This window comes from Streptomyces sp. TS71-3, assembly GCF_018327685.1.
GTDB lineage: Bacteria > Actinomycetota > Actinomycetes > Streptomycetales > Streptomycetaceae > Streptomyces.
This window is the reverse complement of the sequence record NZ_BNEL01000001.1, coordinates 4,831,103-4,855,015: the sequence shown is the minus strand read 5'-3', so window position 1 is coordinate 4,855,015 and position 23,913 is coordinate 4,831,103. Positions and strand designations below refer to the sequence as shown.

The window sequence follows — 23,913 nt, the reverse complement described above, 5'->3', positions numbered from 1 at the left end:
CGCACGACCCTTCGGCCGACCAATCGAGATGCGAAGGCTACGAAATGAGTGACACCCTTCTGATCCGCGGCGGCACCGTCATGACCGTCGATCCACACCTCGGCGACATCGACACCGGCGACGTCCTTGTGGAGGACGGCCGCATCTCCGCCGTCGGGAAGGACCTGCGAGCTGACGGCGCGCGGCTGATCGATGCCTCGGACATGATCGTGATGCCTGGCCTGGTGGACAGCCACCGGCATCTATGGCAGTCGTCACTGCACCAGATCGCCGCCGACTGGACACTGGAACAATACGCGGAACGGATGCTGGGCCTGATCGGTCCTCGTTTCTCCGCGGAGGACGTCCACATCGGCAACCTGCTCGGCGCGCTCGAAGCGCTGGGCGGCGGGGTGACCACGGTGATGGACTGGTCACACATCATGAACACCCCGGAGCACGCGGACGCGGCCGTGCAGGCCCTGACGGACGCCGGAATCCGTGCCGTCTTCGGTTACGGTTCCCCCAGTTCGCCCGTGAACACCTGGTACGAGCAGGACGTCGAGCGGGTCGCCGCGACGTACTTCGCGACCCCGGACCGACTGCTCACCCTCGCGCTGGCGAGCCTCGGGCCGGAGTTCTCCTCGCTGGAGCAGACCGCGGCGGACATCGCGCTCGCCCGCCGCCTGGGCGTCCGCACCTCGCTGCACGTGGGTGCCGGCGCGCTCGGCGCGGTACGGGCGGTGACCCGGATGGACGAGGCCGGGCTGCTCGGGCCCGACCTCATCCACGTACACTGCTCCACCTGCACGGACGACGAGTTGCGCCGCATCGCCCGGTCCGGCGGCCATGTGTCGGTCTCGCCGCGGGTGGAGATGCAGATGGGGCACGGCTACCCGGCCACCGGACGCCTGCTTGCGGCCGGCATCGGACCGAGCCTGAGCATCGACGTGGTCAGTGCGGTCGGCGGCAGCATGTTCGCCGAGATGCGCGGCACCCTGGAGGCCGAGCGAGGGCTGCGCAACCAGCGGGCCCTCGACCGCGGGGAGCGGATCACCGAGCTGGTGCCCACGACGGCCGACGTGGTGCGCATGGCCACCATCGAGGGCGCCCGCACGCTCGGCCTGGAGGACCGGATCGGCTCCCTGACACCCGGCAAGCAGGCCGACATCGTGTTGCTGCGGGTGGACCTGCCGAACCTCGGCCCCGTCAACAACCTACCGGCGGCGGTCACTCTCGCGGCCGGTGACAACGTCGACACAGTGCTCGTCGCGGGTCGGGTCGTCAAGGCAGAGGGCCGTCTGCTGGGACAGGACACGCGCGCCCTCCACGACCGCGCATGCTCCTCTCGGGACCGCGTGCTCGCCGGTTCCCCGTTCGCCGTCGTGCCCGCCGTCTGACGCGATCGGCGAACACCCTAGTGCCGGGACCGTCCGGATGTGGCCCCGGCACTCGCGCACGCCGTCAGCCCAGGGTGAACGGGTCGCGGGTGGCACCGCTCAGTTCGATCCAGACCGCCTTCGTCTCGGTGTACTCACGCACCGCTTCCACGCCGCTCTCCCGGCCCCACCCGCTGGCGCCGGTGCCACCGAACGGCACGTTCGGGGCGACCACCCGGTAGGCGTTCACCCACACGTTGCCAGCGCGTAGTTCGTGCGCCACGCGGTGGGCACGTCGCAGGTCCTCCGTCCACACGCCCGCGCCGAGGCCGTAGCGCGTGGAGTTGGCCAGTTCGACCGCCTCCTCCTCGGTGTCGAACGTGAGGACCGACAGTACGGGTCCGAATATCTCCTCTCGGGCGACCTCCATCTCCGGGCGCACGCCGGTCAGCACCGTCGGCCGGTAGAACAGACCGCCGAGGTCGGGGTCGGGCCGCCCGCCGGTGAGCACCGTCGCGCCGTCCGCGACGGCACGCTCGACGAAGCCGTTGACCGTGGCGAACTGCGCCGCGTTGGCCAGCGGGCCCATCTCGGTGTCCGGCGCCGCGGGGTCGCCCAGCACGATCCTCGCGGCCCGTTCGGCCACCCGCTCCAACAGGGCGTCGTGGACGTCGCGGTGGACCACGAGACGGGAGCCTGCCACGCAGGTCTGCCCGGTGGCCGCGAAGACTCCGGCGATCACGCCGTTGGACGCGGCCTCCAGGTCGGCGTCGGGGAAGACCAACTGGGCTGATTTGCCGCCGAGTTCGAGAGTGGTGCGGGCGAAGTGCCCGGCCGCGGCCTGGGCGACCTTCATACCGACGCCCGGAGAGCCGGTGAACGCGACGTGCCGGACACCCGGGTGCTCGACCAACGCGCGCCCGAGGTCGGCACTCTGCCCGGTCACGACATTGAACACACCGGCGGGAAAACCGGCTTCCTCCACGAGCCCGGCGAACTCCAGTGCGGAGACCGGAGTGTGCTCGGACGGCTTGAGCACCAGGGTGCAGCCGGCAGCGAGCAGCGGCGCCAGTTTCCACATCAGGAGCATCAACGGGGAGTTCCACGGGACGATGGCCCCCACGACGCCCACCGGCTCGTGCCGGGTGTACACCATGAAGTTCGGCCGGTCAGAGGGGATGACCTCGCCCTGTAGCTTGTCGGCGACGCCTGCGAAGTAGCGCAGCCAGGACGGGAGGTACTCCATCTGCCCGCGCATCTCGCGCAGCAGCTTTCCGTTGTCGCGGGTCTCGGTTGCGGCCAGCCGCTCCGCGTCCCGTTCCATGAGATCGGCCAGCCGGTGCATCAGACGGGCCCGTTCGAAGCCGGTGGTGCGGCCCCACACACCGTACTGGGCCTTCTCGGCGGCGCGCACCGCGAGATCGACGTCCTCGGGGCCCGCGTCGGGAACGCTCGCCCAGGGCTGTCCGGTGAAGGGGCTGACGGTCTCGAACCGGGCGCCGGACAGCGCTTCGCGCCATTCGCCGCCGATCCGCATCCGCAGCCCGGCCGGCCCGGGCTCCGTCGGCTCGGGGGTTGTCACGTGGGACCTCCTGTCGTGAGGGTGACGGTGGTGGGGTGGGCAGGGCGTCACGAGCGGGCGCGCAGCGTGGGGTTGTTGAGGTGCGACTGCGGTTCGCGGACGGCGGGCAGCGGCCCGGAGGCGGCGAAGTAGCGCTGCCCGGCGACGAGGAGTTCCTCCGCGGGAAAGCGCGTGATGACCTCACAGCCGTCAGCGGTGACCACCAGTTCCTCCTCGATGCGCGCGGCCGACCAGCCGTCCCGCGCCGGCCAGAAGGTCTCCAGGGCGAAGACCATGCCCTCTTTGAGCTCCTCCGGGTGGTCCAGCGAGGTCATCCGGCTGAATATCGGCTTCTCCCAGACCGACAGCCCGACACCGTGCCCGTACTGGAGGGCGAACGCGGCCTCCTCGTTCGCGAACCCGAAGTCCTGGGCCCGCGGCCACAGCGAGACGATGTCAGCGGTCGTCGCACCCGGCTTCACCGCGGCGAGCGACTCGTCCATGATGTCCCGGGCCCTCTTGTACGCGTCGTTCATCGCCGGGGAGGCGCTGCCGACGGAGAACGTGCGGTAGTAGCAGGTGCGGTAGCCCATGTAGCTGTGCACGATGTCGAAGTAGGCGGGGTCGCCGGGCCGGACCATGCGGTCGGAGTACAGGTGCGGGTGCGGGTTGCACCGCTCGCCGGAGATGGCGTTGATGCCCTCGACCCACTCCGAACCCCCGTCGTAGAGGATCTTGCTCACCAGTCCGACGGTCTCGTTCTCCTTCACACCGGGCCGCAGGAACCCGTACAGCTCCTCGTACGCCATGTCGGCCAGGCCGCAGGCGTGGGTGAGCAGTGAGATCTCATCACGGGTCTTGACCCGGCGGGCCTCCAGGAAGACCTGCTGGCCGTCGGCGATGTCCAGACCGGCCTGCGTCAGCGCCCGGTGCACCGGCATTTCGACGAAGTCGACGCCGACTGGTTCGTTCTCCAGGCCGTGCTTGCGCAGCTCCGCCAGTACTCGGGCGGCGACGTTCTCCGCCTGCCCACCGTCGGGGTGCAGGGCGCCGCGGAGCGTGGAGATGCCGGGGTACGAGCGGGAGGTGCCGGGAACTGGAGTGCGCACCCCGGTCTCCGAGTCGGTCTCCTCGTCGCCCAGCCAGGGGTTGTAGAGCTGATGGTGGCGGGCCGCGGAGCCGAAGTCCCAGATGACCGGCTCTGCGCCACGCACCAGCAGGGCGAACCGGACCAGTTTGTCCGAACCCCACGTGCCGATGTGCGTGGCCGTCATGTACCGGATGTTGGCGAAGTCGAAGGCCAGCAGCGCGCCGAAGCTGGAGGATTCCAACTGGGCCCGCAGCCGGGCCAGCCGCTCGCGGCGCAGCCGGTCCATGTCGATGCGCGCCTCCCAGTCGACGTTGGTCGAGCCGTAGGTGGCGATACCCATAGTGGTGCTTCCTTTCACGGTGTCCGTGGTGCGGTGTGTGTGTGGGGGGACGGCCGGCATCACAGCCGCGAGGTGACCAGCGGCGCGGGCTGCCAGCCGCCCCCGGTGTGCGCGTCGGCCAGGTTCGCGGTGTGCCGGGTGCGCTCGAAGAGCGAGTCGCGGCTGGCGATCGCCAGATTCCGGGCCCGCTCGGCGACATCGCCGTGCAGGTGGCCGGCGGTCTTCACGATCCGGCCCGCGACCACGACGGTGTCCACCAGACCGGGGTGCGCCGCGTACACGACCTGCCCCACCGGGTTGTTGACCGGTGAGAGCGAGGGATTGTCGGTGCGCAGCACGACGATGTCGGCCTGCTTGCCGGGGGTCAGGCTGCCGACGCGGTCTGCGAGGCCACAGGCCCGTGCGCCGTCGACGGTGGCGAAGGACAGCACGTCGCGCGAGGTGAGGGAGACGGCGGGGCGGTCGCTGGCGCCGGGCTCCTGGTTGTCCAGTGCGCGCTGGGTGGCCAGGCAGATCTGCATGGTGCCGAACATGTGCCCGCTGTTGGAGACGCAGGTGTCGATGGACAGGCTGGGCCGGATGCCGACCCCCGTCAGCCGTCCGGTGGCGGGCCAGCCGTGGCCCATCTGCATCTCGATGTCGGGGGCGATGGACACGCTGCCTCCGGAGTCGGCGATGTCACGCAGCTCGTCGTCGGCGAGGGTGTTGCAGTGCACGTACGTGATGTCCGGACCGAGCAGTCCGCGCTCGCGCATCCGGGTCACGGGACGGCTGCGCCCCCACTCGCCGTCGCCCACGTGCAGGGTGACGGGCAGGCCGAGCTCGCGGGCGAGCCGCAGATCGGACTCGGTGACGTCCATCGTGGCGAACTGCGGTCCGCGCAGGGCCATGGCCATCGTGCAGAGCTGAGCTCCGGAGGAGAAGTACCGGTCGCGGACCCGGCGGACGTCCTCGTCGTGCGGCACGGTGCTGGGCACCTGGTACATGTCGGCGCCGCCGCCGTGCGCGAAGACCGCTCGGATCCCGGCGTCGAACAGCCCCTGCACGGCGGCGTCGCTGTGTGCGGCGGTGTTCACGTTGTGCGACCAGTCCAGCATCGTCGTGATGCCGGAATCCAGCGCCTCGACGGCTCCCAGCAGGTTGCCGGCGTAGGTGTCCTCCGGGGTGAACAGCGCGGACAGACCCAGATGCAGGCCGGTCATGTACTGGCCCAGCGTCCAGTCGGCAGCGATCCCGCGCAGTGCCGCCTGCCAGGTGTGCCGGTGTGTGTCCACCATCCCCGGCATGACGATCATGCCTCGCGCCTCGATGACGCGGGCGTCCACCGCGCCCAGGTCGGGTGCGACGGCGTCGATCTTCCCGCCGGACACGAGGACGTCGGCCCGGTCGAAGTCGCCGAGCTCGTCATCCATCGTGATCACGGTGCCGTTGCGCAGGAGGAGCCGTTCAGCGCCGTTCATGTCCACTCCTTTGTGCACGTTTTTAATAAAGTGTAGAAAAATTCCCTAATTGACCAGGGGCGCCGTCGAGCAGGCCCGAGGCACGGGGCCCCCGTCAGGTGACCGCCGCCTCACACCCGCACCACGGCCTTGCCGCGCAGCCGGCCCGCCGCAAGCGGTGCGAGCGCCCCCGCCACGACCTCCTCCAGCGGCACGACGCGGTCCACGACCAGGCCGGCGATCGGCCGGGCGTCCAGCGCCGCGACCGCCTCGGGGAGGTCACTCGCGCAGACATGCGCGCTGGTGGAGATCAGGTCGACCTCCGCCACGACCGCGCCCCGGACGTCGACCTCAGGGGCGGTGCTCGGCAGCCCCAGCAGCACGACACGGCCGCCGGCGCCGGTGACGCGCAGCGCGTCGCGCAGGCCGGCCGCCGCACCCGACGCCTCGATCACCACCGGGGCGCCGGTCCGGCCGAGCGTCCGGACGGCGTCCAGTCCGGCCGCGTCCGCGATCCGCGCCGATGCCGCACCCAGCGCGACAGCGGTCTCCAGGCGCTCCGGGTCGACATCCAGGACATGGACCGGCGTGCCCCGGAAGGCCGCTGCGGCAATCAGCAGGGTGCCGATGCCACCGGCTCCGAAGACCACTACCGGATCGCCGGGTCCGGCACCCGAGCGGTTGAGGGCGTGCAGGGCGATCGCGAGGGGCTGCGCGAGGACCGCGTCCTCGTCGGCGCAGCCGTCGGGGACCACCGCGCACATGGCGGCGGGCACGGTGACGTATTCGGCGAGTCCGCCGTCCCGGTTCAGGCCGTGCGTGTTGTAGCTGTGGCACAGGTTGGTACGGCCCCCCGCGCATGCCGGGCAGCGACCGCACCAGCGGCCGGCCCCCGCCACCACACGCGTCCCCGGTGCGATCGCCGCCCCCCGCCCGGTCGCCGTCACCACGCCCATGAACTCGTGTCCGGGGACCATCGGCCCCAGGTGCCCGGAAGCCGGGTGACGAGTGTGCAAAGGGATCATGGCCGGACCGTGCGCGAACTCGTGGGCGTCCGTGCCGCACAGCCCGCACAGCCGTACCCCGATGGTCACCTCCCCGGGCCCCGGCGCGGGGGCGTCCGGCACCGTGCCCACCCTGACGTCGCCCGGCCCGTGGTAGACGGCAGCCCTCATGCCTCGCTCCCTTCGGCGGGCCCGGTCCCCCGGCAGTCCGCCACATGTCTCATCAGCTGTGCCGCCTCCCGGTCGCCGTCGCCCGCGGCACAGACCGCGTCGAGCAGCCGCAGCGCGAGGTCCCCGGAAGGGGTGCGACCGCCGGTGCCGCTGGTGGCGTAGGCGACGTCCTTGCGGAGCTGCGCGGCGCTGGCCCACACCTCGGCGGGCTCGCGCAGCAGGAAGGGGGCGCGGTAACGCAGCATCGGGGAGGCGATGACGCTGGCGAGCATGGCCTCGGTAGCCGCCGCCCGGTCGATTCCCGCGTCCTCGGCCACCACCATGGCCTCGCCCCAGGCGACCGCCTGAAGGGCTACCTGGAGGTTGACGGCGAGTTTCATGGCCAGTCCGAGGCCGTTGTCCTCACCGAGGTGGATGATCCGCTCGGCCAGTACCTCCAGCGTGGGACGCAGCCGGTCCAGGGCGCCGGACGGTCCGCCGGCCAGCAGGACGAGGGTGCCGGCTTCGGCTGCGTCCAGGCTTCCGGAGACCGGGCAGTCGAGCATCCGGCCGCCCCGCTCCCGTACGCGGGCCGCCACCTGGCGGCTGACGTGGGGTTCGACCGTGCTGAGGTCCACCAGGACGTGCTCGCCTGTCATCCCCGACAGCAGTCCGTCGGGTCCCTCCGTCACGGCGAGCAGTGCCTCGGAGTCCCAGACCATGACGAGCACCGTCCCGGCACGCGCCGCCACCTCGCGCGGGGTGGCGCAGGGTTCGAGGCCGGCGGCGGTCAGTGGTGCCAGACGGTCCGAGGAGCGGTTCCAGCCGTGCACCCGGTGGCCGGCCGCGAGCAGCCGGGCCGCCATCCGGCCCCCCATCGCGCCCAGGCCTATGAACCCCACGGCGCGGGAGTCGGGGCTCACGCGGCCTCCTCCGGCGCCGTGGCGGACACCCCGGTGTGGGCGAGGAAGGCTCTGGCGCGTGCCACCGTGCGGTCCACGAGTGCACCGCACGAACCCAGGTACCGCTCGGGTACGAGCAGTTCACCGAGTTCGTCGAGGTCGGCGCCGGACGCCGTGACCGCCGGGCTCTCCAAGAGCAGGTCCCGCAGCGGCCGGCCGGTCTCCCAGGCCGCCATCGAGGCCTCGTACACCGCGTCGTGAGCGGCGGTCTTGCCCATGGCTCCGGCGACGTGCATCATCGCCGCCTCGGACAGCATCAGGTCTCCGAGGGTGTGCAGGTTGCGGTACAGCGCCTCGGGGTGGACGACCAGACCGTCCAGGATCCACCCGGTCCGCTCCAGCAGCCCGGCGGCCAGGCAGAACGTCTCGGGCACCACGGCCCACTCGACACCCCACAGGCTCATGTCCCGCTCGTGCTCCTGGTGCATCGCCGCGAGCATGCTCGCCGGCGCCTGCCGGCACAGGATGGCGCTGGCGATGATGTACTCGCAGAACATCGGGTTGCGCTTGTGCGGCATCGTGCTGCTGCCGACCTTGCCGGTGGTGAACGGTTCTGCCAGCTCGGCGACCTCGGTGCGCTGCAGGACGCGTACCTCGTTGGCGATCTTCCCGCATGTGGCGGCGACCATGGCGACTACCCCGACCACTTCGGCGAGGCCGTCGCGTGCGCTGTGCCAGGGCACGGGGGCACTGCCGAGCCCGAGACGGCGGGCCATCGCGTCCTGCAGTTCGGGCCCCCGCCCGCCGAAGGCGGCCATCGATCCGACAGCGCCGCCAAGTTGGCCGACCAGCACCCGCGGGCGGGCGTCCCGCAGCCGGTCGGCATGGCGTTCGCACTCGGCCAGCAGGACGGCGAACTTGAACCCGAGGGTGATCGGCAGGGCGTGCTGTGCGTGTGTACGCCCGACCATCGGCAGGTCCCGGTGGCGCTCGGCCAGATCGGCGAGCTGCCGGATCAGATCGCGCAGCAGGCGTTCGGTCAGCTCTATCGCGGCCCGTACCTGGAGGACGAGTCCGGTGTCGGTGATGTCCTGGGTAGTGGCCCCGTAGTGCACGTAAGCACCCCAACGGGGACCGGCCTCCTCGGCCAGCCGGCGTACCAACGGCACCAGCGGGTGTGCTGTCCGTCCGACCTCGTGGCCCATGGCGTCGAGGTCGAACCGTCCGGCGTCGGCGGCGTCGGCGATGTGTGCGGCGGCTTCCGTGGGGATGATGTCCAGCCCGGCCTGTGCCCCGGCCAGGGCCACCTCGGCGTCCAGCCAGGACTGCACCATGGCCCGGTCGGTGAAGACGGCCCGCATGGCCTCGGAGGTGAACAGGTCGCCCAGGACGCGTGAGTCCATCAGATGCGAGCCGGAGATGTCGGGCATGGTGGGAAGACCTTCCGTCGGGTTGGGGGGCAGCCCCTGTGCGGGTGTGCCGCCGGGGCCGGGGAGTTCCGGTGCGGGCGCTGACGTCATATGCGGCTGCCCAACGGCTGTTCGCGTCCGTAGGTGGCGACGACGGCGAGGATGACCGCACCGAGAACCGCCTGCTGGGCGGCGGAACCCAGCGAGTAGCCGACGAGCAGCGTCGTCAGTTCGGTCAGGGCGACGGTGCCCAGCACGCAGCGCAGGATGTTGCCGCGCCCGCCGAGCAGCGAGTTTCCGCCGACGACGACGGCAGCGATGGCACTGAACAGATACGGGCTGCCCACATCGAAGAGCCCTGAGCCGGTGAAGCCGGTCAGCAGGGTGCCGCTGAGGGCGGCCAGCAGGCCGGAGCAGGCGAAGGCGAAGGTCGTCACCCGGTGGTCGCTGACCAGCATCAGGCGGGCGACATCCGGATTGACGCCGTGCACGTACAGGCGGCGGCCCACGATGGTACGGCGCAGGGCGAACTCGGCCACGGCCGCGAGCAGCAGCCAGGCCACGACCACCGGTGCGATCGGCAGCGGACCGGTGTCGGCCGCCGATGAGGTGAAAGAGGCCAGCCACGCCGGTGCCTGACCGGAGAGCGAGGCATCGGTCCACAGCAGGACGGCACCGCCCACCACCGAGGCCGTGGCGAGGGTGACCACGAGTGCGGGGGCCCGCCACCTGCTGGTGACATACCCGTTGACCGCGCCAACGGCGAAGCCCGCTGCCAGCGTCGACGCGATGACCGGCGGCGAGGACCATCCCTCGCCGGTGAGCCGGGCCGTCATCACGTTTCCGGCGCCGATGAGGGCGGGCACCGACAGATCGATGCCGCCGGCCAGCACGACCAGCGTATGGCCCATGGCGGCTATGCCGAGGAAGGAAGCGAGGACGGCCATGGCCCGCACCGAGGCCCAGTCGCTGTAGCCGACGACGGTGGAGCGGCCGACGAGGAAAACGGCTGCCACGGCGAGCAGTTGGGCGGGGCCGGAGCCCGCGGACGACCGCAGACGGGAGAGGAGGGCACGCATCGTCACGCTCCTTGTCGCGCGGTCACGGCATGTGCGCGGAGGCCGTTCGGGGCACGGGAGTTGAGGCAGATCGCGGCCAGCAGCACGGCCCCGTAGACGACCTGGATCCACAGGGACGACATGTGCAGTGCCGACAGCAGCAGTTGGATGAGGAAAAGGGTCGCGGCGCCCAGCGCTGGGCCGGTGATACCGCCGGTTCCGCCGGCCAGCGAGTTGCCGCCGAGGGCGACGGCGGCCACCGCGATCAGCGTGTACTGCTTGCCGACCCCCGGGTCGCCGGAGTCGATCAGCGCGGTCAGCGCCATCCCGGCCAGCGCTGCGAGGAGGCCTCCGAGGGTGTACGCGCCGATCCGGACCAGGCCGACGTCGACGCCCGCGGTGTACGCCGCCCGCTGGTCGCTGCCGACGGCTCGGATCAGCCGTACGAGGCCCGTCCTGCACGCGGTCCACCACACCAGGAGCGCGGCGGCGGGAAGCAGCAGGACGTTCGGGACGTGGCCGCCGAATGACCCGGCACCGAGGGTCGCCGCCCACGCGGGTGCCCCGCCCCTCGGCTGTGGAAGCACGACCAGAGACAGACCCGCCAGCACCAGGTAGCTGCCCAGCGTGGCCACGATCGGCTGCAGACGCACATACGCGACGAGCACACCGTTGACGGCACCGACGGCCGCGCCCAGCAGCAGGCACAGGGGGATTCCGTACCAGGCGGATCCCAGCCCGTGCGGGACGAGGACGGCGACCGCCAGCACGTTGACGAAGCCCAGCAGCGGCCCGACGGACAGGTCCAGGCCACCGCCGCCGGACAGGATCGCGGGCACCCCGGCCATCGCGGCGAGCAGCAGGGGGACGAAGAGGGTCACCAGCCCGGTGAGGCGAGGGCCGGTCAGCAGGGCCGGGGCGATCACGGTGTTCGCGATGGCCAGGGCGACCGCCAGGACCGCGACCCGGCCCAGGGGGGAGCCCCGCAGGAGGGAACGAGCCCGGCTCATCTGGCGGCCTCCTTCGACGAGTGCTCCGCGTCGCGGCCGAAGTAGGCCGACACGAGGGCTTCGCGCGACGCCTCGGTGACCACCGCCGCGAGCCCGCCGGGGTGGGTGGACAGGTACTGGAGCGTGACCGTCTTCGCGGTCGCCTCGCTCCACTGCCCCTCCAGCGAACCGGCGACCCTGATGCCGGGACAGGAGCCGAAGGCGTCGGCATATCCGCCGTGCAGCACCGTCGATGCGGGCGAGCCGTCGATACCGTCGATGACGAGCACATTGCCGGAGCCCTTGATGACCTTCGCGATGCCGGCTCCGACCAGTTCGCCGGTGAGGTGGTAGTTCGTGTCCACGTTGATCGCGTACGGCGAGGTGACGTGGGAGTTGAGCGTGATGAACGGGATACCCGCGGCGTACGCCTGCTTGATGACCCCGTTGAACGCGGTGGGCGAGTTCGGGATGGCGATGATCGCGTCGACGTGTTGGTTGATCATGCTGGTGATCTGCTGGATCTGGAGGCTGTTGTCGAGGTTGGAGTTGCTCGTCGTCAGCCCCGCCACGATTCCCGATCGTTTCAGCGCCGCGGTGTCGGCCTTCATGCGTGCCAGCGCGTCGCCACGCCAGGAGTTGGCGGAGAACGAGTCGCTGTACCCGATGCGATAAGGCCCCTTGACCCCTTTGAAGGACTCGTACGCCGAGCGGTTCACCGGAGCGAAGTAGCCGTTGTAGCCGGCCCGGATCGCCTTCGGGAGTGCCGTGAGGTCGGCGGTGCCGCCCGGATCGCGGTAGGGGACCGCCCCACATGAGCCCATGGCCTTCCCCTCGGATGAGGCGGGCGTGTCCGAGGCGGGAGCTGCCTTGGCTGCGCAACCCGCCGCGCAGGCGAGAGCCAGCACGGCGGCGAGCGTGCGAGCGGGGATGAAGCTCCGACGTCTCATCGGCTCCTCCGAGGTGGAAAGCTTTCCATCGCGATGACGCGATGAGCATGCGCGCCAAGGGGGTGACATGTCAATGGATGACGACAAGCGGATTTCCGGACGATGACGCAGGATCCGGCGCAGCGCCTACCCGGCACCAAAAGTGCAGGTAAATGGCTAGGAGTGCATGCTGACCCGGCGCGCCGAGCTCGGCGGGAACGGGGGCACTCAAGGCGTCAAGGGATGCCGGATCGATGCGGAAAGCATTCCACATCAGATAGAGCCGCCATGGAGAACTCAGGGGATCGATCCCCGAGTTCGCCCCTCTGATGCAACAAATCGCACGATTGTCCTGTCGAGTGGGACGGTTCGTTGAGGGGAGAGATGTTCACGGCTATCCACGACGGATCGTCTCCCTGGCAGGGTCGAGGGCAAGGCGGTGCCGGGGTGAGGGCTGCCCTATGACACCTGCGGCGTTTTACTCTGCGGTATCGTTTCCATGTGGCGAACCTCAAGGACATCGCGAAGGAGACGGGCCTGGGTCTGGGCACGGTCTCCCGGGCACTGAGTGGCGCCCCGCGGGTCAGCCCGGCGACACGACGCCGGGTCGAGGAGGTCGCCGAACGCCTTGGCTACCGGTCGAACGGGCTGGCACGCGCCCTGCGCCGTTCTCAGACCAACGTGATCGGCTTGGTGATCCCGGACATGGAGAACGAGTTCTACACGTCCGGCGCGGCCATCCTCCAGGGCGTGCTCGCCTCCCAGGGCTACCGGCTCCTGCTCGGCTGCAACAACAGCGACCCCGAGACGGACCGGGAATTGCTCGCCTCCCTCGTCGAACAGCGCGTCGACGGCATCGCCCACACCCCGTGCGACCCGGACGGCTCGCGTGTTGCCCGGGAAATGAGCCCTGGTATGCCCGTGGTCGAGTACGCCCGTCGTTCCGCCCTGGACACGGTCGACTCGGTGACCGGCGACGAGCAGCAGGGCAGCGCCCAGATCGTGGCGCACCTCGCCGCCCTGGGGCACACCAGGATCGCGATGGTCTCCGGGCCGCCCGGCCTGAGCACCACCGTGGCCCGGGTCGCCGGCTTCGAGGAGGCATGCCGCCGGCTGCGGCTGCGCAAGCGCGACTGCCCCCAACTTTCCGGGCGTTACGACGCGGAATGGGGAAGCGACGCCGTCTTGCGCATCCTGCGCGACCATCCCGAGGTGACCGCCGTCTACGCCTCCAGCTCGCGCATCGTCCTCGGCGTACTGGAGACACTGCGGCGGGCCGGCGTGTCCGTCCCTGGCCAGATGTCGGTGGCGGGTTTCCTCAACCCGCAGTGGTTCCGCATCGCCGGCCCCCCGCTGACCACCTACGAACTGCCACTCAGAGAGATGGGGGACATGGCCGCCCAACTGCTCCTCCAACGGCTCGGAGAGGAGGACGCCGCACAGCGGCACGCTCCGCGCGCGGTTCGCTTCGAGGGCCGCCTCGTCGTGCGTGAGTCCACGGCCGCCCCCCGGACGGCGCCCCTGCCCCGGTCCGTGGCGTCAGGGGCCTGAGGGGTCCTTGCACTATGCCCGCCCGGGTCGCGCGGCCTGGCACCGCACCTCGCCGCGTTGCCGAAAAAGCCCTGGTAGCTCCTCCCCCACTCTCGGCTTCGCTCGCGCGGGGGGACCCCCATCGAGGACTCTCCGGCGCCTTGCGATGCTCCAGTTCGACCCGCACCCAGCCGCGCCGCCGCCACAGCCCCCCATCGAGGACTCTCCGGCGCCTTGCGATGCTCCCCCACAGCCTGAAAGGCGTGGGTGGGGGTACCTCCCACGCCCGTTCAGGGCAGTGGGGGAGTGCCCCCAGCACCAGACCACGCGCCCTATCGGACGCTCATAGTGCAAGGACCCCTGAGAGGCTCCGCCATGTGGTGCGGCCTGCCGGACCATCGCGGGCAGCGGCCGGCGGGCAGTGCGCGTCGCGGAGGGCCTGGGCGGCCGCGGCCGCGACGGGCACGGCCGGATCCAGCTCGGGCTCCCGGCCGGCGGGGTGCCGTCGACCGGTCGGCAGCGCCGGTTGCAGCGCCGGCCCGCCGGGGTCGTCCGCAGGGGCGCCTCGGCCAGTGGCAGCACCCGGGCGCGCACCGAGCGCTTGAGATCGAGGGTGACCGCACGCGGCACGCTCTCGGCGGCTGCGCTGATGGACGAGGCGGACCCCGGAGCCGTGCCGGGCGCAGGCGTCGCCCACCGCGTCGGACAGCCCGACGTTGCCTGTGAGGCTGCGGACCGGTCGCCTCGGCCCGCTGAAGCGGATTGCCCCGTGAAACGTCACCGGCGGATCGACCGGTGCATCGGGCGCTGGTCAGACCCGCGCGGTCACTCGGTGTGCTCGCCCGGCCCACTCCGGGTGTGCTGCGCGGCCAGGACGCGGCCGCATCCCACCACGGCGACAGCCGCGATCACCACGAACCCCAGCATCACCGTGGAAGCGGACACGTATTGGGTGGCAATGCCCAGGCCCACCACCGGAACCGAGAGTCCGATGTAGGCGCCGAGGAAGAACCCGGCGAGCACCTCGGCGCGTGATGCGGCGGGCGCGGTCGACCCGGCGGCGGTGAGAGCGCCCCGGAAGGCCAAACCGCCACCGGCGCCGGTCAGCACTCCGCCGAACACGAACATCATCAGGCTCGGCAGCCACATTCCGCCCACGAGGAGCGCGAGCCCCGGAACGAGGATCAGCGGCCCGGCATTGAGCGTGCGCGGCAGACCGGCCCGGCTCATGGCGATCTGTGCGACGGCACCTGCGGCGAAGGCGGCGAACGCCACCGCCCCGGCCACGGCGTGCGAGTGCTGATGCATGGTGCCGACCAGGAACGACGGGGCGAGGGAATTGAACACACCGTAGACGGCAAAGGAGGCAATTCCCGCACCTGTGGCGACGAAGAACTTCCTGCGGGCATGACCCGGCACCACGATGCGCTGCGGCCGGTACCGCGGCGCCGGCTCCGGCCGGCCGACGGTCTCCGGCGAGAGCACGACGAGGACGGCCAGCACGAACAGGACGGCGGCGAACAAGATGTAGGGCAGCCGCAGCGGTTGCGGCGCGTACTGGGCCAGGAGCCCAGCGACGAGTGGCCCGACGCCGATGCCGCCCAGATTGGCCGCGGTGGCCACGACCTGCGCACGGCGCGGCGAGTGCTCAGAGCCGAACACCCCGATATGCAGTTCCGCCAGGTAGGCGGTCGCGGTCGCGGTGGTCAGCCCCACGGATATACCGCTGACAACCCGGGCCGCCACAAGGCCCGGCAGGCCGGGAGCGAACAGAAAGATCATCGCACTCACCACATTGATCAGGAGGGCGGGAACAAGGACCCCCTTACGACCCACCCAGTCCGACAGGTGGCCACCGAAGAACAGGCTGGCGATCACCCCCACCGCGTACACCGCGTAGACGACGGTCAGCATGACCGTGGAGAAGTGGTCGCGCTGCTGATACAGCACGTAAAGAGGGGTCGGTACCGCCGAGAAGCCCATGTTCACCAGAAAGGCCGTGGCGGCGACCCAGAACCCGAAGGAGTGATGCCGGCGTCGCCACGCGTGCGCGGGATGCGCAGCATCCTGCTTCTGCCCGGCGCTGATGAGAGAAGACATGCGTTGGTTCCTTGTCGCACAGCCCGTGGGAGAGGGCGCGACATGGCCGCCGCGCCCGGCCTCATCAGCGTCCACCCTGGTCAGTTATGCCGTCCAACGAAAAATGGCGATAACATTGATGAAAAGGAGGCATGAGCGTGGAACTACGGCACCTGGAACACTTCATGGCGGTCGCCGAGGAGCGCAGTTTCACTCGTGCCGCCGCACGCCTGCACCTCGTGCAGTCGACCCTGTCCGTCTCCATCCGGTCGCTGGAACGCGAGCTCGACGGCCGGCTGTTCGAGCGCACCACCCATCACGTGGAACTCACCGATGCCGGCTGGGCGCTTCTCACCGAGGCGCGCAACGTGCTGGCCTCGGTGGAGACCGCCCGCGACGCCGTCGCCGCAGCGCACGGCGGGCTCCGAGGCACGGTACGCGTCGGCATCATGCACTCGCTGACGCTGATCGACCTGGCCGCCGTGCTCACCCGCTACCACCAGGAACGCCCGCACGTGCGCATCATCCCGAGCCCCGCCCAGGGCGGCTCCATGGAACTGGTCCACCAGGTGATCGACGGCGCGCTCGACCTGGCCTTCGCAGCCCTGCCCGCCGACTACCCTCCGGGCCTGACGGTGCACCCGCTGGCCTCGGAACCGATGCGGCTGGCCTGCCCGGTCGACCATCCGCTCGCCCGGCGCCGCGTGGTACCGCTCACCGAACTCGACGGCGAGTCCTTCGTCGACGCTCCGCCAGGCTGGGGCACCCGACTCAGCGCCGACCGGATTCTCCTGGAATCCGGAGTGCGCCGGCGCATCGCCGTGGAGGTCGCCGACGTTCCCACAGTCGTCGAACTCGTCAGGGCGGGCTTCGGCTTCGCCTTCCTGAGCGAATCGCTGACGGCGGGCACCCGCGCGGTCGCTCTCCTGCCGGTGCACCCGGAGCCGGTGTTCGAGATCTCCCTCATCACGGCGGCAGACCGCCACCCGACCGCCGCCGCCCAAGCACTCATCAGCCTCGTGCTCGCCACGTTCGCCCCCCGCCCGAACGCCTGATCAGGCGATCGCCCGCCGCGAGCCCGGCACAGTCCCGGCGGTGTGCGGCGGTCGCCCCAACACGGTAGTGCACCACCACCGTGGGCCCGCCCTGATCAGCAAGTGGATCAAACCGCTGTATTCTGGACACATGGGTGGCGAGTCGACCATGCGTACGAACGTCCCCGTCATCTCTCGGGACGCGGGACGCGATGCATGCCTCGGCTCCTCCCTGCGCCTCATTCATGCCCAACTGCGTCCCAGTACGACCACGGCGTACCTTCTCGCGGCCCCCTCTGGAGGCGACACCGCTTCCCTGGCCGCCGCGATGACCGTCGACAGCCCCCTCAGCTTCACCATCACTCCGGGCATGGCAGCGGACGACAAGCGATTCTCGACCGCGCTCGCCTACTCCACCGGGCATCCGGTGACCTGGGGTTTCGAGCGGATCCGCATGCTGATCCAGGACAACCCGGCAATGATCCAGCATGTGCCGTACACCATGATGGCCGTCTCGGTTCCGCTGCGTACGCACCGCCGGCGCCTGGGCGCGCTGACCCTGCGCTGGGCCCCGCCCCGGGACCTGGCCCCGGAATCCCTGGAGTTCCTGGTGCGCGAGGCCGACCGACTCGCCATCGACCTGGAGCGGGAAGCCGAGCAAGGCGCGTCCGTGGAAGCACCCTCGGCACCGGTGTTCATCCCGGAGACTCCCGGCGAAGACGGGTGCGCGAGCACAGCCTTCCTCTACTGGTTCCAGCGGCTCGCCACCGAAATCGCCGCCGCGAAGACCCAGGGTGACATCGTCTCCACCACCCAGACCCAGGTGGTGCGCCCCTTCGGCGGGCACGCGATGGCCTTGTGCCTGGCCGACAACGGCCGACTGCGGCTGGTGGGCGCGGCAGGGCTCTCCAAGGAGGACCTGCGCAGCGTCGACGGGCTCCTGCTCACACGCGGCGCCCCCGAAACGGACGCAACGCTCCGTATCCAGCCCCTGTTCTTCGCGACAGGGAAGGAGCTGCGCGCGGCATACCCCGATCTCGACCGGTACGACGACGACGAAGCCCGGTTCTTCCTTCCGCTGATCGCGGACGGCCAGGCGGTCGGATGCTGTGTTCTGGCCTCCGACCGGCGCCGCGGGTTGAGAGACGAGGAACTCGCTGTACTCATGAGCATGCTGGGGCAGGTCGGCCAAGCGCTCCAGCGGGCCCGGGCCTACGAGCAGGAGCGCGGCATCGCCCGGAGCATGCAGCAGGGTCTGCTTCCCCGGGCTCTGCCTCATCTGAAGGAGATCGTCTCCACCGCGCGCTACCTCACGGCCACCGCGGGTGCCGAGGTGGGCGGTGACTGGTACGACGTGATCGGCCTACCCGGAGGAGGGATCGGACTCGTCATCGGCGATGTCGAGGGACACAGCCTGGAGGCCGGCGGCACCATGGGACAGCTACGCAGCGGGGTGCGCGCCTATGCGACAGAAGGACATGATCCCGCCACCGTGCTGGAGCGCAGCAGCCGCCTCCTCGCCGAGCTGGACACCGACCTCTTCGCCACCTGCTGCTGCCTCTGGCTGGACCTCGACACCGGGACAGCCACCCTGGCCAGCGCGGGCCATCCCGCGCCGATGGTCAGTGTCCCCCGGGAAGAGGTCGTCACCCCACAGCTCCAGGTCGGCCCGCCTCTGGGAGTCGGCCCCGGGACCGTCTACGACCAGACGGAAACGATACTGGCGCCCGGCTCGATCGTCGCCCTCTACACCGATGGGCTGCTGGACCCGAGCCGCTACGGCGTCGATGCCGGCCTCAAGCGGCTTCAGCGCATCCTCATCGATGGCCGGGCCCAGGACCTGGAGGTACTGGCCGACCGGCTCGCCGGCGGTTCCCGTCCCGAAGCCCGGCGCGGCGATGACATGGCCCTGCTGCTGGTGCGGTACGACGGCCCGCAGGAGGCCCACGGCCGGGTCGCCCGGGTCCTGGTCCACCGCCACGACCTGCAACACGTCCGGCGACTTCGGCAGCTTCTCCACAAGCTGCTCCCTGACTGGGGGCTCGGCGCACTGCTCGACGACCTGGAGCTCCTGATCACCGAAGTGGTCACCAATGCCCTGGTCCACGCCGACACCGAAGTGGACGTGCGACTGCGGGAGTATCCCGACCACGTTCGCGTCGAGGTCCGCGACAGTGACCCGCGCTCACCCATACTCCTGGCCAACCTTGGCCCCGGGGAGGCGGGAGACGCCGAGGCGGAGTCCGGACGGGGCATGCTCATCGTCGACGCCCTGGCATCAGCCTGGGGCAGCTCACCCGCCGGCCGGGGCAAGACGACGTGGTTCGAGCTGGGCGTGGAGCAGCGTCAGCCTCGATGACGTGATCGCCAATCCACGGTCCGACCCTGCCTCGGTCAGGACATCAAGCCGGATGGCTCAGGGCAACGACAGGCCAACCACAGTGTCCTCACAACAACGCCCAACAGGCTCTGCGTAGTTGTCCACACGTGAGGAGCCACCATGAACGACTGCGCATACCCGCCCAGCCGCTCGGAAGCCAGGGTTGCCGCGCCGGCCGCAAGCGTGCACGTCCGGGAGCACGGAGTGCGAAACCTGCCATCGACGAAGAAGGGTGGATGGATCCTGGCAACCGGACTGGCGTGCGCACTGGCCGGACTCACCGGCCTCGGCACGTCGGCCGCAGCGGACTCGGCATCGTCCGCATCGCAGGCGTCGTCCCTCTCGGGCACGGCCGCGTCCGCACCGACCGGGGCGACCAAGCCGCCCACCGGTGGAGGCGGGCCTGCGGCCGGGCCCTCCGACGGGGGTGCGACCGGCATCGTCGAGAGCACGTCCGCCTCCGGCTTCACCATGACGACTGCAACAGGTGTGGTGGTGACCGTCGACGAGACATCCGCCACGGCCTACGACAAGAACACCCACCGTGTCCCGGCGAGGTCCGTGCGGAAAGGAGCAAGTGTCCTCGCCCTGGGGGTGGTCGACAGCACGACCATCACGGCTGCCCGGGTCATCGTCCAGCCCGGGGGCGACGGCGGAGCAGCGGCTGCCGGGGCCGCGGGAGTGATCCCCTTCCAGCAGGGAACGCCGTCGCCGGTGAAGACGCATGGTCAGGTTCCGTCGGACTACACCGAAGGAGACGGGACGATCGTCAGCGGGGAAACGGCGTACGAGGCGACGAGGGCCGCGCAGGCCGTCGTCCCCGGAGGCGTCGTCGACCGCGTGGTGGAGCTGAGCGACGGCGAGTACGAAGTCCACAACATCAGCGTCAACTGGCCGCATCACGTCTTTGTCGGCAAGGACTTCAAGGTCCTCGGCTGGGAGTAGCCGCCATGTGAGAGCACCGATTCAACAGCGGCTCGGGACAGCTCTCACGGAATCGCGCACGGAACGCTCCTCCTGCCCGAGCAACCGTCCGGCCTCCACACCTTCGCGCGCGGGGCCGCGACCGGAACGAGAGGGGGTCGGTCGCGGCCCGGCGCCGCCCTGCCCGCCCTCTGCGCCACGCAGATCGTGAGCTGGGGCATCGTCTACTACAGCGCTCCAGGGGCGATCCAGGGACCGTTCCTGCCCGTCGTCGGGGCAGCTTCAAGGGACCTGCGGCGTCGCCTTCGTCGGCATAGCCGCCGCCCGCACCGGCTACCGTCGACTCACCAAGTGAATCGACGTCAGAACACCTACTCCATCGCCTCGACGCCATAGCTCCCGTCCACGCCGAGAGGCCGGACGTACCGGTGCCGCGCTACCCCTGGCACGTCCAACATGGCCTTGCCAGGAGGGGCACTCTCGCTGGCTATAAGCCGCCGCCAGCCTCGCCGGGCAGGGCTGTTTGCCACATCAGTCTTCGCCGTCTCCCCCAGTCGTAAGGATGTGGTGGATGTCGTCCAGCATGTCCTCCGACAAGATCGGCGCCCGTGACAGCCAGTACTCAAGCCACTCACCGTCCGTCATACGTGCAGTTCACCACCCTGATTGAGGTACCACTCTCCTCAAAGAGGAGAGTGCATGTCTTCGACTGTTTCGCCTGCGCGATCCACCGCACGGCGCCCCTCTGCGAGCACTGCCGGGTGCAGATCATCGGACAGGGCGTCGAGGCGGACGGGCACTTGCACTGCGGGGCCCACTGCTCCCGGGCGGAGGGGCGCCCGGGGATCATCGACAAGGCGTGAGGGGACCGCCCGTGCCAGGCGCGAAGGACCCTGACCACGGCGGCCCGGGCCCCCGGGGGTACCGTCATGGGGTGTACCGCTTCCTGTTGTCCCGGCAATGGGTGATCCTCACCCTTGTCGGCCTTGTGCTGATCCCGGTGATGATCCGGCTGGGCTTCTGGCAGCTCCACCGCCACGAGCACCGCGTCGCGCAGAACAAGGTGATCAGCGACGCACTGCACCACGCGCCGGTGCCGGCGGAGCGGCTGACGTCCCCCGGCCACAAGGTCTCGGACGCCCAGTTGTACGAGCGGGTGGCGGCGACGGGCAGGTTCGACACCGCCCACGAGGTCGTCGTACGGCGCCGTACCAACGCCGACGAGCAGGTCGGCTACCACGTGCTGACCCCGCTGGACCTCGACGACGGCAGCGTGCTGCTGGTGAACCGCGGCTGGATTGCCTCGAACGGCTCCCAGACCGCGTTCCCCAGGATCCCGGCGCCCGCCCGGGGCGAGGTGACGGTCACGGGGCGGCTGATGCCCGACGAGACCACCGCGGAGAGCGGGATCAAGGACGTCAAGGGCCTGCCGCCGCGGCAGATCATGCTGATCAACAGCCGTGAGCTGGCCAAGCGGCTGGGACGGCCGGTACTTGGCGGGTACATCGAGGAGATCTCGCCGGCTCCGCACGGTGGGTCTCCGGAGCTGATCCCGGAGCCGGATCACAGCAGCATCGGGCCGCACATGGCGTACGCGGTGCAGTGGTGGCTGTTCTCGGCGGGCGTGCCGGCGGGGTGGATCGTGCTGGTGCGCCGCGAGCGGCGGGACCGGCAGGAGCGGGCGGCCCGCGCCGCCGAGGCGGCTCCCGCGGCGGACCTGGCGGACGTCGGCTCCTGAGCCGCGGTCCACGGCCGCCCGCGCAGGGCCGACGGTCGGCCTGGGAGCCGTTTCACCCGGCCGGACCTGCGGCGGATTGTCGCGCGCCCGAGGCGGGAACCCGACCTCAATGCACCGACGTATCGAGGACTACGCGATCATCGGCGACCAGCAGACCGCCGCTCTGGTGAGCCGCAGGGGCTCGATCGACTGGCTCTGCCTGCCCCGCTTCGACTCGGCCGCATGCTTCGCCGCTCTGCTCGGCACGGACGAGAACGGCCACTGGACACTCGCTCCGAAGGGCGCGGGCAACTGCACCCGCCGTGGCTACCGCCCCGACACGCTGATCCTCGACACGGAGTGGGACACCGACGACGGCAGTGTCCGCGTGACCGACCTGATGCCGCAGCGGGACCGCTACCCGGACGTCGTACGCATCGTGGAGGGCCTCTCCGGCCGCGTCACCGTGCGCAGCAGGCTCCGGCTGCGTTTCGACTACGGATCGGTGATCCCCTGGATGCGCAGGGTGGACAGCCACCGCGTCGCCGTCGCCGGCCCGGACTCGGCCTGGCTGCGCAGCGAGCCGGAGGTGCGGAGCTGGGGGAAGAACTTCGGCACCTACGCCGAGTTCAGCGTCACCGAGGGCGAGAAGGTCGCCTTCGTCCTCACCTGGCACCCCTCCCACGAACCTCGCCCCGAGCTGGTCGACCCGTTCGAGGCCCTGGAGGGCAGCATCGAGGACTGGCGGGGCTGGGCCACGCACTGTGCGTACCGGGGCCCTTTCCACGAGCAGGTGCTGCGGTCGCTGATGATCCTCAAGGCCCTCACCTACGCCCCCACCGGCGGCATCGTCGCCGCGGCCACCTCCTCGCTCCCCGAGGAGCTGGGGGGCGTGCGGAACTGGGACTACCGGTACTGCTGGCTGCGGGACTCCACCCTCACGCTGGACGCCCTGCTCACCGCGGGCCACCTGGACGAGGCGAGAGCCTGGCGGGACTGGCTGCTGCGGGCCGTCGCGGGCGATCCGGCCGACCTCCAGATCATGTACGGGCTCTCCGGTGAGCGGCGCATCCCCGAGTTCGAGCTGCCGTGGCTGCCCGGATACGAGAACTCGGCGCCCGTGCGCACCGGCAACCAGGCCGTGGAGCAGCTCCAGCTCGACGTGTACGGCGAGGTCATCGACTCCCTGACGCTGGCGGCGCGCGCGGGGCTCGGCTCCCAGCCGCACGCGTGGCGGATGCAGAACGCCCTGCTGGAGTTCCTGGAGTCCGCCTGGCACCAGCCGGACGCGGGCCTGTGGGAGGTGCGCGGCCCCCGCAGGCACTTCGTGCACTCCAAGATCATGTCGTGGGTGGCGGCCGACCGCGCGGTCAAGACCATGGAGGCCAGCCCGGAGCTCGGCGGGGACGTGGACCGGTGGCGCAGGATGCGCGACGCGATCCACCGCGAGGTGCTGGAACGCGGCTACGACCCCGACCGCAACACGTTCACCCAGTCCTACGGCTCCAGCGACCTGGACGCCGCCCTGCTGCTCATCCCGCGCACCGGGTTCCTGCCGCCGACCGACCCGCGGGTCATCGGCACCATCGACGCCGTCTCCCGCGAGCTGTCGCACGGCGGCTTCCTGCGCCGCTACAGCATGAGCGCGGAGGAGGTGGACGGGCTGCCGGGTGGCGAGGGCGCCTTCCTGGTGTGCTCGTTCTGGCTGGCGGACGCGCTGTTCCTGGCCGGCCGCAAGCAGGAGGCCCGGGACCTCTTCGCCCGGCTCGTGGGCCTGTGCAACGACGTGGGCCTGCTCGCGGAGGAGTACGACCCGTCAACCGGCCGCCAACTCGGGAACTTCCCGCAGGCGTTCAGCCATATCGGCCTGGTGAACACGGCGTTCGTGCTGTACGGGGACGCGGGCACCGACGGGGCGGAGGACGGCGGGGACGGGGAGAGCGGACCGGAGCGCGCCGCGAAGGGCGGGGTCGGGCACCGGTACGACGTCGAGGCCGAGCCGGGCCCCTGAGTCGCCGCC

At 70.7% G+C, this 23,913-nt stretch carries 18 protein-coding genes; 8 read left to right on the top strand and 10 right to left on the bottom strand.

Going from position 1 to position 23,913, the window contains the following annotated elements:
- Positions 1 to 44: 44 nt before the first annotated feature.
- On the top strand, positions 45 to 1,379 hold the full coding sequence (locus Sm713_RS19660; RefSeq protein ID WP_212910895.1) for an amidohydrolase family protein: 1,335 nt from the start codon (positions 45 to 47) through the stop codon (positions 1,377 to 1,379).
- Positions 1,380 to 1,443: 64 nt separating this feature from the next.
- Here the strand turns inward: Sm713_RS19660 and Sm713_RS19655 are convergent, their stop codons facing one another.
- The 9 genes from Sm713_RS19655 to Sm713_RS19615 form a co-directional block, all read right to left on the bottom strand.
- Positions 1,444 to 2,940 (bottom strand): aldehyde dehydrogenase, encoded by a 1,497-nt coding sequence (locus Sm713_RS19655; protein ID WP_249416396.1) that lies wholly within the window; start codon positions 2,938 to 2,940, stop codon positions 1,444 to 1,446.
- A gap of 47 nt (positions 2,941 to 2,987) precedes the next feature.
- On the bottom strand, positions 2,988 to 4,349 hold the full coding sequence (locus Sm713_RS19650) for a Xaa-Pro peptidase family protein (protein ID WP_212910894.1): 1,362 nt from the start codon (positions 4,347 to 4,349) through the stop codon (positions 2,988 to 2,990).
- 59 nt (positions 4,350 to 4,408) lie between these two features.
- A complete protein-coding gene (locus Sm713_RS19645; protein ID WP_212910893.1) occupies positions 4,409 to 5,809 on the bottom strand; it encodes an amidohydrolase family protein in 1,401 nt (466 codons plus the stop codon).
- Between the two features lie 110 nt (positions 5,810 to 5,919).
- Entirely contained in the window at positions 5,920 to 6,963 is a 1,044-nt protein-coding gene (locus Sm713_RS19640) for a zinc-binding dehydrogenase (protein WP_212910892.1), read from the bottom strand.
- Entirely contained in the window at positions 6,960 to 7,865 is a 906-nt protein-coding gene (locus Sm713_RS19635; protein WP_212910891.1) for an NAD(P)-dependent oxidoreductase, read from the bottom strand. Before Sm713_RS19635 ends, Sm713_RS19640 begins: the two co-directional genes overlap by 4 nt.
- The gene (locus Sm713_RS19630) at positions 7,862 to 9,274 is read right to left on the bottom strand and encodes an adenylosuccinate lyase family protein (protein ID WP_212910890.1); all 1,413 of its coding nucleotides are present in this window, start codon (positions 9,272 to 9,274) and stop codon (positions 7,862 to 7,864) included. The genes Sm713_RS19635 and Sm713_RS19630 overlap by 4 nt, the downstream gene beginning before the upstream one ends.
- 86 nt (positions 9,275 to 9,360) lie before the next feature.
- Entirely contained in the window at positions 9,361 to 10,332 is a 972-nt protein-coding gene (locus tag Sm713_RS19625; RefSeq protein WP_212910889.1) for an ABC transporter permease, read from the bottom strand.
- A gap of 2 nt (positions 10,333 to 10,334) precedes the next feature.
- On the bottom strand, positions 10,335 to 11,321 hold the full coding sequence (locus tag Sm713_RS19620) for an ABC transporter permease (RefSeq protein ID WP_212910888.1): 987 nt from the start codon (positions 11,319 to 11,321) through the stop codon (positions 10,335 to 10,337).
- Complete coding sequence (locus Sm713_RS19615; RefSeq protein ID WP_212910887.1) at positions 11,318 to 12,250, bottom strand: substrate-binding domain-containing protein; 933 nt, start codon at positions 12,248 to 12,250, stop codon at positions 11,318 to 11,320. Before Sm713_RS19615 ends, Sm713_RS19620 begins: the two co-directional genes overlap by 4 nt.
- A gap of 480 nt (positions 12,251 to 12,730) precedes the next feature.
- Between Sm713_RS19615 and Sm713_RS19610 the strand changes: the two genes are divergently transcribed.
- Entirely contained in the window at positions 12,731 to 13,780 is a 1,050-nt protein-coding gene (locus Sm713_RS19610) for a LacI family DNA-binding transcriptional regulator (protein WP_212910886.1), read from the top strand.
- A gap of 804 nt (positions 13,781 to 14,584) precedes the next feature.
- On the opposite strand, the gene Sm713_RS19605 is transcribed toward Sm713_RS19610, so the two are convergent.
- Positions 14,585 to 15,859, bottom strand: coding sequence for an MFS transporter (locus tag Sm713_RS19605; protein WP_212910885.1), 1,275 nt, complete (start codon positions 15,857 to 15,859; stop codon positions 14,585 to 14,587).
- A gap of 131 nt (positions 15,860 to 15,990) precedes the next feature.
- On the opposite strand from Sm713_RS19605, the gene Sm713_RS19600 reads away from it, so the two are divergent.
- The 6 genes from Sm713_RS19600 to Sm713_RS19575 all read left to right on the top strand — a co-directional run bounded on the left by Sm713_RS19600 (position 15,991) and on the right by Sm713_RS19575 (position 23,904).
- Positions 15,991 to 16,893 carry a LysR family transcriptional regulator gene (locus Sm713_RS19600; RefSeq protein WP_212910884.1) on the top strand — a complete coding sequence of 301 codons (903 nt, stop codon included), beginning with the start codon at positions 15,991 to 15,993 and terminating at the stop codon, positions 16,891 to 16,893.
- Between the two features lie 130 nt (positions 16,894 to 17,023).
- Positions 17,024 to 19,231, top strand: coding sequence for a SpoIIE family protein phosphatase (locus tag Sm713_RS19595; RefSeq protein ID WP_212910883.1), 2,208 nt, complete (start codon positions 17,024 to 17,026; stop codon positions 19,229 to 19,231).
- 225 nt (positions 19,232 to 19,456) lie between these two features.
- Positions 19,457 to 20,197: a hypothetical protein gene (locus Sm713_RS19590; RefSeq protein WP_212910882.1), complete on the top strand. Its 741-nt coding sequence runs from the start codon at positions 19,457 to 19,459 to the stop codon at positions 20,195 to 20,197.
- Positions 20,198 to 20,841: 644 nt separating this feature from the next.
- Positions 20,842 to 21,039 carry a hypothetical protein gene (locus Sm713_RS19585; RefSeq protein ID WP_212912125.1) on the top strand — a complete coding sequence of 66 codons (198 nt, stop codon included), beginning with the start codon at positions 20,842 to 20,844 and terminating at the stop codon, positions 21,037 to 21,039.
- Positions 21,040 to 21,110: 71 nt separating this feature from the next.
- Positions 21,111 to 21,914 carry an SURF1 family protein gene (locus tag Sm713_RS19580; RefSeq protein WP_212910881.1) on the top strand — a complete coding sequence of 268 codons (804 nt, stop codon included), beginning with the start codon at positions 21,111 to 21,113 and terminating at the stop codon, positions 21,912 to 21,914.
- Positions 21,915 to 22,023: 109 nt separating this feature from the next.
- The gene (locus Sm713_RS19575; RefSeq protein WP_212910880.1) at positions 22,024 to 23,904 is read left to right on the top strand and encodes a glycoside hydrolase family 15 protein; all 1,881 of its coding nucleotides are present in this window, start codon (positions 22,024 to 22,026) and stop codon (positions 23,902 to 23,904) included.
- The last annotated feature ends 9 nt before the right edge of the window (positions 23,905 to 23,913 follow it).

Coding starts and splice junctions, on each gene's coding strand:
- Sm713_RS19630 (WP_212910890.1), bottom strand. CDS start 9,274: ATGCCCGACATCTCCGGCTCGCATCTGATGGACTCACGCGTCCTGGGC.
- Sm713_RS19600 (WP_212910884.1), top strand. CDS start 15,991: ATGAGCGTGGAACTACGGCACCTGGAACACTTCATGGCGGTCGCCGAG.
- Sm713_RS19660 (WP_212910895.1), top strand. CDS start 45: ATGAGTGACACCCTTCTGATCCGCGGCGGCACCGTCATGACCGTCGAT.
- Sm713_RS19645 (WP_212910893.1), bottom strand. CDS start 5,809: ATGAACGGCGCTGAACGGCTCCTCCTGCGCAACGGCACCGTGATCACG.
- Sm713_RS19640 (WP_212910892.1), bottom strand. CDS start 6,963: ATGAGGGCTGCCGTCTACCACGGGCCGGGCGACGTCAGGGTGGGCACG.
- Sm713_RS19625 (WP_212910889.1), bottom strand. CDS start 10,332: ATGCGTGCCCTCCTCTCCCGTCTGCGGTCGTCCGCGGGCTCCGGCCCC.
- Sm713_RS19605 (WP_212910885.1), bottom strand. CDS start 15,859: ATGTCTTCTCTCATCAGCGCCGGGCAGAAGCAGGATGCTGCGCATCCC.
- Sm713_RS19650 (WP_212910894.1), bottom strand. CDS start 4,349: ATGGGTATCGCCACCTACGGCTCGACCAACGTCGACTGGGAGGCGCGC.
- Sm713_RS19620 (WP_212910888.1), bottom strand. CDS start 11,321: ATGAGCCGGGCTCGTTCCCTCCTGCGGGGCTCCCCCCTGGGCCGGGTC.
- Sm713_RS19595 (WP_212910883.1), top strand. CDS start 17,024: ATGGGTGGCGAGTCGACCATGCGTACGAACGTCCCCGTCATCTCTCGG.
- Sm713_RS19575 (WP_212910880.1), top strand. CDS start 22,024: ATGCACCGACGTATCGAGGACTACGCGATCATCGGCGACCAGCAGACC.
- Sm713_RS19615 (WP_212910887.1), bottom strand. CDS start 12,250: ATGAGACGTCGGAGCTTCATCCCCGCTCGCACGCTCGCCGCCGTGCTG.